Source organism: Luteimonas changyuni (assembly GCF_039548395.1).
Taxonomy (GTDB): Bacteria; Pseudomonadota; Gammaproteobacteria; order Xanthomonadales; family Xanthomonadaceae; genus Luteimonas.
In genome coordinates this window covers 39,342-51,335 of sequence record NZ_JBCLUZ010000021.1, presented here as the reverse complement: position 1 = coordinate 51,335, position 11,994 = coordinate 39,342, and the positions used below count along the sequence as shown (strand labels likewise).

Below are 11,994 nucleotides of genomic sequence, written 5' to 3'. Positions count from 1 at the left end.
GATAAGGCATTGACCACCCCGATCACCGACGCCAGCCGCGACTCCAGCCCCGTGCACGACGACAGCCGCGAGCGGCTGGCGCGCCTGGAGGGCATCGCGGGGCAGCTGCTCGACCGTTGCCGCGCCGCCGGCGCGACCCAGGCCGAAGTCTCTTCCAGCGAGGACCGCGGCCTCAACGTCAACGTACGCATGGGCGAGGTGGAGTCGGTGGAGTCCACCCGCGACCGCGGCGTCGCGGTCACCGTCTATTTCGGCAAGCGCAAGGGCAGCGCCAGCACCGCCGACCTGCGCGAGGAAAGCCTGGCGGCCACCGTCGAACAGGCCTGCGCGATCGCGCGCCACACCGAAGACGATGCCGCCGCCGGGCTGGCGGACGCTGCGCTGATGGCGCGCGATATGCGCGACTTCGATGCCTGGCATCCCTGGGACATCGATGCGCAGGGCGCGGTCTCTCTCGCGCTGGCCGCCGAGCAGGCCGGTCGCGACGCCGATGCCCGGATCAGCAACTCGGATGGTGCCGGCGTGGGCAGCGGCACCTCGCTCAGCGTGTATGCGAACTCGCACGGCTTCGTCGGTGCCGAGCGCGGCAGCCATCACAGCGTGTCATGCGCCCTGATCGCAGGCCGGGGTGAGGGCATGCAGCGCGACGGCTGGTACAGCTATGCCCTGGCCGCGGACGACCTTGAGCCCGCCGCCGCCATCGGCCGTGCCGCGGCGCAGCGCACGCTCGCACGCCTGGATCCGGCGCCGCTCGCCACCGGCCGCTATCCGGTCCTCTTCTCTGCGGAAGTCGCCCGCTCGCTGTTAGGCCACCTGCTGGGCGCGGTGTCGGGCGGCGCGCTGTACCGAGGTGCCAGCTTCCTGGTCGATGCCGCCGGAACGCGGCTGTTCCCGGACTGGTTCGCGATCCACGAGCGCCCCTTCCTGCCGCGCGGCTTGCGCTCGGCCGCATTCGACGCCGAAGGCGTGGCGACGCGCGAATCGGCCCTTGTCGACAGCGGCGTGCTGCAGCGCTACGTGCTCGGCAGCTACTCGGCGCGCCGGCTCGGCCTGGAGACCACCGCCAATGCCGGCGGCGTGCACAACCTGGACGTCGCGGCGAACGCCGGCGGCTTCGATGACCTGGTACGCGGCATGGGCCGCGGGCTGGTGGTCACCAGCCTGATGGGGCAGGGCGTGAACACGATCACCGGTGACTATTCGCGCGGGGCATCCGGCTTCCTGGTGGAGGACGGCGCCATCGTGCGCCCGGTCGACGGCATCACCGTGGCCGGCAACCTGCGCGACATGTTCATGGCGATCGAAGCGGTGGGCAGCGACGTCGATCCACGCTCGCACATCCGCACCGGCTCGATCCTGGTCGGTGGGATGACGGTCGCCGGCAGCGACTGAGCCCACTCGCCGGCGCGTCGGGGCCTGGCCCATCAGTTGGGTTGCCTGCGGCTGCCGCGGCCCCATCATTGCATTGCGCCGGACCGTTTCCGGCCGGAGCCGGATCAATGGGCAATCCCCTTCCTCTCGCCACCAGTACCCCGTCCGAGCGCCAGTGGGCGGCACTGGCGCACCTGGCCGCGCTGGTCCTCGCCCTGTGCACGGGTTGGATCGCTGGCGCCGCCGGCATGCTCGGTGCCGGCGCGGTCTACCTGCTCAAGCGCGACCAGTCCGCGTTCGTCGCCGGGCATGCCCGTGAAGCGCTGAACTTCAACCTGAGCATGTTCATCTACGCCTGCGTGGCCACCGCGATCGGTGTCGTGCTGATCGGTGCCACGGTGCTGACGCTTGGGCTGGGCCTGATCGTGACCTTGCCTGCCGGGCTGCTGCTCCTGCTGGTCTACTGCGCGATCGCGATCATGTGGCTGGTCTGCAGCGTGATCGCGATCGTCCGCGCATGGGATGGACAGGCCTATCGCTACCCGCTGACCCTGCGCCTGTTCTGATCAGCGCGCACCGGTCAGTGCGAGCGGTGGACCGCCAGTTCGCCCAGTGCCGCCAACGGCGCGGCGCGGGGCCCGAGAGGCGCAAGCGCCGAGTCCATTGACGCAGCCAGCTCGGCCAGTCGCGCGCGGGATGCGGCGATTCCGATCAGGGCGGGAAAGGTCGCCTTGTCCTGCGCTGCATCCTTGCCGGCGGTCTTGCCGAGGACGGCGCTTTCGCCCTCGACGTCCAGCAGGTCGTCGCGGATCTGGAAGGCCAGGCCAAGTGCGCCGGCAAAGGCGTCCAGGCGCTGGCGCTCGTGATGGCCTGCACCGGCCGCGATCGCGCCCATGCGCAGCGCGGCGCGGATCAGGGCGCCGGTCTTGAGCGCATGCAGGCGTTCGAGGGATTCGAGGCTGGATGCGGAATCGCTGCCGGTTGCCGCCAGGTCGAGGGCCTGGCCCCCGCACATCCCGGCTGCACCGGAGGCCTGCGCGAGTTCACGCAGCATCGCCACGCGGGCGGCGTCGCCGACATTTGCATGGGCGCCGGTGAGCACGGCGAACGCCAGCGACTGCAGCGCGTCGCCGGCCAGGATCGCGGTGGCTTCGCCGTATGCGACGTGGACGGTGGGCTGGCCGCGGCGCAAAGCATCGTCATCCATTGCTGGCAGGTCGTCGTGGACCAGGGAATAGGCGTGGACCAGTTCGATGGCCGCCGCGGGCGCATCAAGTGCAGACTCGTCAGCGCCGAATGCGGTGCCGGCGGCGTAGACCAGCAGCGGGCGCATGCGCTTTCCGCCAAGCAGCACGGCGTGGCGCATGGCATCGCCAAGGCGTTGTTCGGCCGCCGGATGGTCGGCCAGGGCGGCTTCGAGCACGCCATCGATGCGCTGACGCCAGTTCCCGAGCCGTGCCGACGTGGTGTCCGCGACTGTGGTGTCAGGCATCGTCGCCGCTGGACGGGAATGGCGTGGCGGAGTCCGGCTGCTGCGGATCGGTGAGCAGGCGCACGCGCAGCTCGGCCGCTTCCAGCGCCTGCTGGCAGCGGCGGTACAGGCCTACGCCGCGTTCGTAGGCGGCAAGCGAGTCTTCCAGGCTCATTTCGCCGCGCTCCATCCTTTCAACCAGCTGTTCGAGCGAGTCGAGCGATGCTTCGAAGTCGGCGACCGGGGACGTGGCGTTGGCGGAGTCGGGCGTGTTTGGCATGGGTGCGAGTTTACGCCAAGTCCCTCCAGCGCAGTCGGGCGTCGCGTGCCTGCAGCCATGCGTGCAGGCCGGCGTCGATGATCCGGTCGCCCGCTGCCAGCAGGTGGCCGTCGCGGGCCGACAGCAGCGGAATGCGGGCACGCTGCCATGGTGGGATGCCGGCGTCCTGCAGCAGGTGCTTGAGCGCGTGCGAGTGCCCGCGGCCAGGCAGCCGGATGCGCTCGCCGCCGCGGCGGGCATGGACACGCAGCGGCTGGTCGAATCCATCGGCGCCTTCAAGCCCGAAACTGCCGCCGCCAGGCAGCGGCAGTGGCAGTGGCACCCGACCGTCCCAGCCCTGCGACCAGTCGCCATCGAGCGGAGTGAAAGCGTGCAGCGGCAGGGCATGGAGCCGGCCTCGCCAGGCACGAATGATTGCGTCCGACCAGCGGTATTCGGCGGCGCCGTCGCCGCGAGCGTCGAGCATGCCGCTCACGGCGTCGACCGCGGATGCCGGCAGCGGAGGCAGGTCCAGGCGCGTGATCCAGGAGCGGAGCAGGCGCGCACGCTGCGCAACTGGCAGCGCCTGGAGCGGGACGATCGGAAGGGTTGAATCGCCAAGGGCGTCGGAAAGGGCGTCTTCTGCGGCACTCTGCGCGGCATTGCCCTGGAGGTCGCCGAGCGCGGCGGCGTCGTGCTCGGCGAGCAGGTCCGATGCTTCCGCGCATAGCAGTGCGCTGCGCGCGAAGGCCGCATCGGCGCCAGGCCAGCGTTGGCGCAGCAGCGGCAATACCGTAGTGCGGAGCAGGGTCCGGGCGTGCGCCGGGTCTGCATTGGCCGGATCTTCGATCCAGGCCATGCCCTGCATGCGCGCCCAGGCTTCCAGGCGCGTGCGTGGATGGGCCAGCAGCGGGCGCCACATCCAGCCCGCTGCAAAGCGGCGCCAGGGCCGCATGGCCGCCAGTCCGTCCGGCCCTGAAGCGCGGAGGGCGCGCAGCAGGAAGGTCTCGGCCTGGTCGTCCCGGTGGTGGGCGAGCGCGAGCACTTCGTCCTTTCCCAGGACGTCGGCAAAGGCGGCATGCCGCGACGCGCGCGCCGCCCCCTCGAGACCGAGGCCGCTGTCGCGCTCCACCGCGACCCTGCGCACCGTCAACCGCACGCCCAGCGCGGAGCAAGTGGCGCTGCAATGAGCGGCCCACGCATCGGCTTCCGGGTGCAGGCCATGGTGGACGTGGACCGCGCGCAAGCCGCGCGCCTGGATCACCGGCAACGCCGCGAGCCGGTGCAGGAGCACGCTGGAGTCAAGCCCGCCGCTCAGCGCAACGATGATCCCGTTGACGGCCGCATGCCCGGGAACCGCGAACATGGCATCCGGAAGCTCGGCGGCCGAAGGCAGGCAGTCGGGCGGATCGTGGTTCATCGCGTGTGCGACACCGCGCGGCGGGCCGCTTGCCGCGCGCGTTGTGCGACTGGTCCGCGGCGTTCCGCGGCGTCAGGCCGCTTCGTAGGCGCCATAGCCGCGCAGGCGCTGGTAGCGCTTCTGCAGCAGCGTATCGACGGGCAGGCCTTCAAGCGCGTCGATTTCGTTGGCCAGGACCGCCTTCAACCGGAGCGCCATCTGCTTCGGGTTGCGATGCGCGCCGCCGATCGGCTCGCGCACCAGCTTGTCGACCAGGCCAAGGCCGAGCAGGCGCTTGGCGGTCAGCCCCAGCTGTTCGGCCGCGTCGCGCGCCTTGGCCGGGTCCTTCCACAGGATCGAGGCGCAGCCTTCGGGCGAAATCACCGAATAGGTGCTGTATTCCAGCATCACCGTGCGGTCGCCGACGCCGATGGCGAGCGCGCCACCGGAGCCGCCTTCGCCGATCACCGTGCACACGATGGGCGTGCGCAGCTCGGCCATCTCCATCAGGTTGCGGGCGATGGCCTCGGACTGGCCGCGCTCTTCGGCACCGATGCCGGGATAGGCGCCGGGGGTATCGATGAAGGTCAGAAGCGGCAGCCTGAAGCGCTCGGCCATCTTCATCAGGCGCAGCGCCTTGCGGTAGCCCTCCGGGCGCGGCATGCCGAAGTTGCGGCGGACCTTGGCCTTGGTATCGCGGCCCTTCTGGTGGCCGATGATCATCACGCTGCGGCCGTTGATGCGGCCGATGCCGCCGACGATGGCAGCGTCGTCGGAGTAGGCGCGGTCGCCCGCCAGCTCCTGGAATTCGTCGCAGACATAGCGGATGTAGTCGTTGGTGTAGGGCCGCGCCGGGTGGCGCGCAAGCTGCGAGACCTGCCAGGGGCTGAGGTCGCGGAAGATCTGCGCGGTGCGCAGGCGCAGCTTGTTCTGAAGAGTCCGGAGCTCGGCATCGATGTTGACACCGGGGCCGGAGCTGGCCTGGCGCAGGTCCTGGATCCTGGCTTCCAGGTCCGCGATGGGCTGTTCGAAATCTAGGTAGTTGGGATTCATCGGCGGCTGCGATCGTGAAAGGGGCCAGTCTAGCGGAGTCGCTCCCGCGGGGCCTGGAAGCATGCTTTTGTGGGAGCCGTCATGGCGGCGATTTGCCTCAGGTCGCCGCCATGGCGGCTCCCGCATGGAAGCGGGAATTTGATGCCTCCACTGCTCAGCTGGCCCAAGGGCGCGTACCCATGGCGACGTGCACGGCGCGCACGCCGGGTTCGACGCGCAGCTGCCCCAGGAGGTCCGGCTCGACGCGCACCGAGTTGGCGCCGTCGATGTCCAGGCTGCCGGCGGCACCGGTCGCCAGCAGCAGGTCCAGGCGCAGCGGCGTGGTACCCGGGCGGTTGGCGGCCAGCAGCGCGTCGATGCGGTCGAGGACGCCGGTGGACTTCAGGTCCAGGCGCAATGACAGGCGCTGTGCGCACTGCCTGCAGACCTCGTGGAAATCCCAGGCCCGGCGCGCGCGCAGCGAGAAGCCACCGCTGAACTCGTCCTCGCGCAGGCCGCCTTCGACGATCACGATGCGGTTGCCGCCGAGCAGCGATGCGTACTCCACCCAGGCTTCGGAGAAGAAGGCGCACTCGATGCGGCCACGGCCGTCCTCCAGCTGGACGAAGGCCTGGCTTTCGCCGCGCTTGCGGATGCCCATGACCTGGCCTGCCACTATCGCCGTGACCTCCTGCCGCCAGCCGCCGCGACCGCCTTCACCATTGCCGTTGCCGCCCTTGCGCGCGCTGCTGCCCGACTCCCAGAGCTGGTCGAGCTGGCCGAGGTCGGCGCCGACCAGGGTCTTGAGTTCGCTGCGCCATGGATCCAGCGGGTGGCCGCTCAGGTAGTGGCCGAGGGTGTCGCGCTCGCCCGCGAGCTTCTGCGCCAGCGGCCATTCGGCGACCTCGGGCAGGGTGATCTGCGCCGCCGCGGCCGCGGGCTCGGCGAAGCCGCCGAACAGCGAGGTCTGCCCGGCTTCGCGCTCGCGCGCCAGCTGGTCGGTGGCCTTGAGCACTTCGGGCAGCTGCAGCATCAGTGAAGCGCGGTTGAGGCCCAGCGCATCCAGCGCGCCGGCGTTGACCAGCGCCTCGAGCGTGCGCCGGTTCAGGCGCGCGGATTGGATCCGGCGGCAGAAGTCCATCAGGTTGGCGTAGGGCCCATCGCGCTCGCGCTCCGCGGCGATCGCCTCGCAGGCGCCCTGGCCCACGCCCTTCACCGCGCCCAGGCCGTAGCGCAGGGTGCGCGCGTCCATGGCTTCGAACATGTAGCCCGAATGGTTCACGTCCGGCAGCAGCACCTCGAGTCCGAGCGCGCGCGCCTCGGCGAGGAAGCCGACGACCTTCTCGGTGCTGTCCATGTCGCTCGACAGCACCGCGGCCATGAACTCGGCCGGGTAGTGGGTCTTCAGCCATGCGGTCTGGTACGACACCAGCGCATAAGCGGCGGCGTGCGACTTGTTGAAGCCGTAGCCGGCGAACTTTTCCAGCAGGTCGAAGATCGGGCCGGACACCCTGGGCTCGATGCCGTGGGTTTCCCGCGCGCCGTCCTCGAACTTGGCGCGTTCGCGCGCCATCTCCTCGACCTTTTTCTTGCCCATCGCCCGGCGCAGCAGGTCGGCGCCGCCCAGCGAGTAGCCGCCCAGGATCTGCGCGGTCTGCATCACCTGTTCCTGGTACACCACCACGCCGTAGGTCGGCGCCAGCACCGGCTCAAGCAGCGCGTGTGGATACTGGACTTCGGCGCGGCCGTGCTTGCGCTCGATGAAGTCCGGGATCAGGTCCATCGGCCCCGGGCGGTACAGCGACACCAGGGCGATCAGGTCGTCGAAGCGGTCCGGCTTCGCGCGCTTGAGCAGCTCGCGCATGCCGCGTGATTCGAACTGGAACACCGCCACGGTGTCGCCGCGGGCGAAGAGTTCGTACGTCTTTGCGTCGTCGAGTGGCAGCTTGGTGATGTCGACCAGCGCCGTTGTGTTTCCGTCCGCCGCGGCCTGTCCGGCCAGGCGCTTGTTGATCGCCTTCACCGCCCAGTCGATGATCGTCAGCGTGCGCAGGCCGAGGAAGTCGAACTTCACCAGGCCCACCGCCTCGACGTCGTCCTTGTCGAACTGGGTCACCGGGTTGCGGCCGCCGCCGTCGCCGTCGTGTTCGGCGAACAGCGGGCAGAAGTCGGACAGCGGCGAGGGCGCGATCACCACGCCGCCGGCGTGCTTGCCGGCGTTGCGGGTCAGGTTCTCGAGCTGCAGCGCAAGATCGATCAGGTCGCGGACGTCGTCCTCGTCCCTGTAGCGCGCGATCAGCTCGTCGGAGCGCCAGGCATCGTCCTTGCGTCCCTTTTCGGTGAGGCCCAGCGCGTCCTGCAGCGACACGCCCAGGGTCATCGGCACCAGCTTGGCGATGCTGTCGACCAGCCCGAAGGGATAGCCCAGCGCACGCCCGGCATCGCGCACCACGGCCTTCGCGGCCATGGTGCCGTAGGTGATGATCTGGCTGACGCGGTCGCGGCCGTACTTGGCGGCGACATAGTCGATCACCTCGTCGCGCCTGTCCATGCAGAAGTCGATGTCGAAGTCGGGCATCGACACGCGTTCGGGGTTGAGGAAGCGTTCGAACAGCAGGTCGTAGGGCAGGGGGTCGAGGTCGGTGATCTCCAGCGCCCAGGCCACCAGCGAGCCGGCGCCTGAACCACGGCCGGGGCCGACCGGAATGCCCTGTTCCTTGGCCCAGCGGATGAAGTCCGAGACGATCAGGAAGTAGCCCGGGAAGCCCATCCGGATGATGACGTCGAGCTCGGTCTCCAACCGCGCCTGGTAGCTGGCGCGGTCGTGGCCTTCGGCCAGCGGTGCCTGCTCGAGCCTGCGCTCCAGGCCGTCGCGCGCCTCGCTGCGGATCCAGGAATCGAGCGTGTGCTCGCTGGGCACCGGGAACGCCGGCAGGTGGTAGGTCCCCAGGCGCAGCTCGAGGTTGCAGCGCTGCGCGAGCGCCACGGTGTTGTCCAGCGCGTCGGGCACGTCGGCAAACAACGCTGCCATTTCCTCGCCGGACTTCAGATACTGCTCGGCGGTGTAGTCGCGCGGCCGGCGCGGATCGTCCAGCACGCGGCCGGACGAGATGCAGACCCGCGCTTCGTGGGCGTCGAAGCCTTCGCGGTCGATGAAGCGCACCTCGTTGCCGGCGACTACCGGCACCGAACACAGCGAGGAGGCCTGCAGCGCGAAGTCGTTGTATGCCGTCTCGTCGGCAAAGCCGCAGCGCGCCAGAGCCAGGTGCAGGCCGTCGTCGAACACGCCGCGCCAGTCCTTCACCCAGGCCTCGGCCTGGTCCGGTCTGCCGGCGGCGACCAGGCGACCGGCGGGCGACTGGCGCCCGGCCAGGGCGAACAGGCCGCCGTGCACCTCGCGCAGCCACTCCGGGCGGACCACCACGCCGTCATGGCGCTGGCCTTCCATCCATGCGCGCGTCAGCAGTCGCGACAGCGACAGGTAGCCCTCGTGGTCGCGGCAGAGCAGGGTGAGCGTGGCCGGCGCCTCGTTGCCTTCGGCGATGCTGATGTCGGCACCGGCGATCGGCTTGATGCCGGCGCCCTCGGCCGCGCGGAAGAACTTCACCAGCGAAAACAGGTTGTTGCGGTCGGTCACCGCCACCGACGGCTGGCCCAGGGCCACGCAGCGCTTGACGAGTTCCGGGATGCGGATCGTCGAGTCGGCGAGCGAGTATTCGCTGTGGAGCGTCAGGTGGACGAAGCGTCGGGACATCACGGGGCCGGAGTTGCAGCCAAGCAGGTTAGGTCCCAGCCTCCGTGCGGACAAGGCTTGACAGCGAGGCCCGCGGCTTTCGCAGGGTCAGCAGGCGCCGAACAGGTCGGGTGCACAGGCTGCGTGCACCGGCGCAAAGCTCCTGCGGTGCTGCGGGCAGGGCCCGTGCGTGCGCAGCGCGGTGAGGTGGGCGGGCGTGCCGTAGCCCTTGTGCTCGTGGAATCCGTAGGCGGGATAGCGACCGTGGAGCTCGTTCATGGCGCGATCGCGGGTGACCTTTGCGAGGATGGATGCGGCCATGATGCTGCGATCGCGCGCATCACCGCCCACCCAGGCTTCGGCCGCGCAGGGCAGGCCGGGCGGAATCGCGTTGCCGTCGATGCGCGCCATGCCGGCCACGTGCGCGACCGCTTCCATCGCCAGCCGCATGCCGAGCATGGTGGCGTGGTAGATGTTGATGCGGTCGATGTCCTCGACGCCGATCGCGACCACGTGCCAGGCCAGGGCGCGGTCGATGATGCGTTCGTAGAGCTCGTCGCGGCGCGCGGACTTCAGCGCCTTGGAATCGTCCAGGCCGTTGATGCGCTGGCGCGCCGGGTCGAAGACGACCGCCGCCACCACCACCGGACCGGCCAGCGGACCGCGGCCGGCTTCGTCGATGCCGGCCACCAGGCTGGACACAGCGGTCGTGCCTGCCGGCGCCGGCCGGACGCGGACTCCCGCCAGCGCAGGCCGCTGCCTCATGGCGCGGCGCCGGCGTCGGCGGCCAGATGCCGCGGGTCCAGCAGCTCGACCACGGCCGCGGCCGCTTCGCGCGAGGCGTCGCGCCGAAGCAGGATGTGCAGCTCGCGGTAGCGCGGCTCGAGCGCTTCGATCGCAGCGGGATCGGAGAACCAGGCAAGCACGGCTTCGGACAGCTGCAGCGGCGTGCAGTCGTCCTGCATCAGCTCGGGCGCGATGGTTTCGCCGGCAAGCACGTTGGGCAGGGCGTAGCGGTCCACTTTGAGCATGCCCAGGCCCCTGACGATGGCGTGGGTGGTGGGCGAGATGCGATAGCCCACGACCATGGGACGCTTGGCGAGCATTGCTTCCAGGGTCGCCGTGCCCGAGGCCAGGAGCACCACGTCGGCTGCCACCATCGCCGCACGCGCGGAGCCGTCGAGCAGGCGCAGCGCAGTCGTGCCCGCGGCCGGCAGCATCGCCGCAAGCGCTTCGCGGCACGCCGCGTTGGCCGCGGGCACCAGCACCTGCAGGCCCGGGATGCGCTCGGCCACCAGTGCCGCGCCCTGCAGGAAAGCCGGGCCCAGGCGCTCGATTTCGCCCAGTCGCGACCCGGGCAGCACCGCCAGCACGGGCGCGTCCTGGTCGACTCCGAGCGCTGCGCGCGCGGCGCGACGGTCGGGGTTGAGCGGCATGGCATCGGCCATCGGATGACCGACGAAGCGCGCGTCGACGCCGTGCCGGGCGTAGATCGGCGGCTCCATCGGGAACAGGCAGAGCACGCGGTCGGCGCTGCGCCCGATCCTGGCCGCGCGGCCCTGGCGCCAGGCCCAGACCGAGGGGCTGACATAGTGCACGGTGCATATGCCCCGGGCCTTGAGCTGGCGTTCGAGGCCGAGGTTGAAGTCGGGAGCATCGATGCCGATGAAGGCATCGGGCTTCCAGTCCAGGATGCGGCGGCGCAGGCCGCGGCGCAGGCGCAGCAGGCGCGGCAGGTGGGCCAGCACTTCGGCCAGGCCCATCACCGCCAGCTCGCCGGCGTCGTGCCAGGTCTCCATGCCGGCCGCGCGCATCGCGTCGCCGCCGATGCCGGCGAATTCGGCGTCCGGAAAGCGCTCGCGCAGGCGTTCGACCAGCCCGGCGCCGAGCAGGTCGCCGGACGCTTCGCCGGCGACCAGCGCGAAGCGCGGCCCGCCGCCGGTCACCGCAGCAGCGGCCGTTCGCCGCCCTCGATGAAGTCGAGCATCAGCCGTACGTCTTCGCTGCCCGATGCCAGCTCCGCGAGCTTGCCGCGGGCGTCGTCCAGCGTTTCGCCGGACATGTAGACGGCGCGGTAGGCGCGGCGGATGGCCGCGATCCGGTCCGGGTCGAAGCCACGGCGCTTCAGGCCCTCGGCATTGATGCCGCGCGGCCGGCCGTAGCCATCCTGCGCGATCATCAGGAACGGCGGCACGTCGCCGTTGACGAAGGCCCCCATGCCGATGAAGGCATGGTCGCCGATGCGGCAGAACTGGTGGATGCCCGCGAAGCCGCTCAGGATCACGTGGTCACCGACCACGACGTGGCCGGCCAGCGTCGCGTTGTTGGAAAAGATGCAGTGGTCGCCGACGATGCAGTCGTGCGCCACGTGGGTATAGGCCAGCAGCCAGTTGTCGCTGCCGATGCGGGTGATCCCGCCGCCATCGCCGGTGCCGCGGTTGATGGTGGTGAACTCGCGGATGACGTTGCGGTCGCCGATCTCGAGTTCGACGCGCTCGCCGCGGTACTTCTTGTCCTGCGGCTCGCCGCCGATCGCGGCGTGGCCATGGATGCGGTTGTCGCGGCCGATGCGGGCCGGCCCCTGCACGCTGCAGTGCGGGCCGACCTGCGTGTTCGCGCCGATCTCGACGCCGGCGCCGATGATCGTGAACGCTCCGATCGTGGCGCCTTCGCCGATCACGGCGGACGGGTCGACGACCGCGCTGGCGTGGATCGACGCCGCGGTCATG

The 11,994-nt window shown here is 70.5% G+C and carries 10 protein-coding genes; 2 read left to right on the top strand and 8 right to left on the bottom strand.

Annotation, left to right across the window (positions count from 1 at the left end; translation table 11 throughout):
* Nucleotides 1-9: 9 nt before the first annotated feature.
* Nucleotides 10-1,392: a metalloprotease PmbA gene (gene pmbA / locus WCD84_RS09295; RefSeq protein ID WP_449280092.1), complete on the top strand. Its 1,383-nt coding sequence runs from the start codon at nt 10-12 to the stop codon at nt 1,390-1,392.
* A gap of 107 nt (nt 1,393-1,499) precedes the next feature.
* Nucleotides 1,500-1,937, top strand: coding sequence for a DUF4870 domain-containing protein (locus WCD84_RS09290; protein WP_343281170.1), 438 nt, complete (start codon nt 1,500-1,502; stop codon nt 1,935-1,937).
* Between the two features lie 14 nt (nt 1,938-1,951).
* Here WCD84_RS09290 and WCD84_RS09285 read toward each other — a convergent pair whose 3' ends face one another.
* From WCD84_RS09285 to lpxA, 8 genes are all read right to left on the bottom strand, one after another.
* The gene (locus tag WCD84_RS09285; protein ID WP_343281169.1) at nt 1,952-2,863 is read right to left on the bottom strand and encodes a polyprenyl synthetase family protein; all 912 of its coding nucleotides are present in this window, start codon (nt 2,861-2,863) and stop codon (nt 1,952-1,954) included.
* Nucleotides 2,856-3,122, bottom strand: a complete 267-nt coding sequence (locus WCD84_RS09280) for an exodeoxyribonuclease VII small subunit (protein WP_343281168.1) — start codon at nt 3,120-3,122, stop codon at nt 2,856-2,858. The genes WCD84_RS09285 and WCD84_RS09280 overlap by 8 nt, the downstream gene beginning before the upstream one ends.
* Before the next feature lie 10 nt (nt 3,123-3,132).
* Complete coding sequence (gene tilS, locus WCD84_RS09275; protein WP_343281188.1) at nt 3,133-4,467, bottom strand: tRNA lysidine(34) synthetase TilS; 1,335 nt, start codon at nt 4,465-4,467, stop codon at nt 3,133-3,135.
* 126 nt (nt 4,468-4,593) lie between these two features.
* Nucleotides 4,594-5,553, bottom strand: coding sequence for an acetyl-CoA carboxylase carboxyltransferase subunit alpha (locus tag WCD84_RS09270; RefSeq protein WP_343281167.1), 960 nt, complete (start codon nt 5,551-5,553; stop codon nt 4,594-4,596).
* Between the two features lie 154 nt (nt 5,554-5,707).
* Nucleotides 5,708-9,289, bottom strand: coding sequence for a DNA polymerase III subunit alpha (gene dnaE / locus WCD84_RS09265; RefSeq protein WP_343281166.1), 3,582 nt, complete (start codon nt 9,287-9,289; stop codon nt 5,708-5,710).
* 84 nt (nt 9,290-9,373) lie between these two features.
* Nucleotides 9,374-10,030 carry a ribonuclease HII gene (locus WCD84_RS09260; RefSeq protein ID WP_449280091.1) on the bottom strand — a complete coding sequence of 219 codons (657 nt, stop codon included), beginning with the start codon at nt 10,028-10,030 and terminating at the stop codon, nt 9,374-9,376.
* Entirely contained in the window at nt 10,027-11,211 is a 1,185-nt protein-coding gene (gene lpxB / locus WCD84_RS09255; protein ID WP_343255274.1) for a lipid-A-disaccharide synthase, read from the bottom strand. Before lpxB ends, WCD84_RS09260 begins: the two co-directional genes overlap by 4 nt.
* Nucleotides 11,208-11,993, bottom strand: a complete 786-nt coding sequence (lpxA, locus tag WCD84_RS09250) for an acyl-ACP--UDP-N-acetylglucosamine O-acyltransferase (protein WP_449280094.1) — start codon at nt 11,991-11,993, stop codon at nt 11,208-11,210. The genes lpxB and lpxA overlap by 4 nt, the downstream gene beginning before the upstream one ends.
* Nucleotide 11,994: the final 1 nt, after the last annotated feature.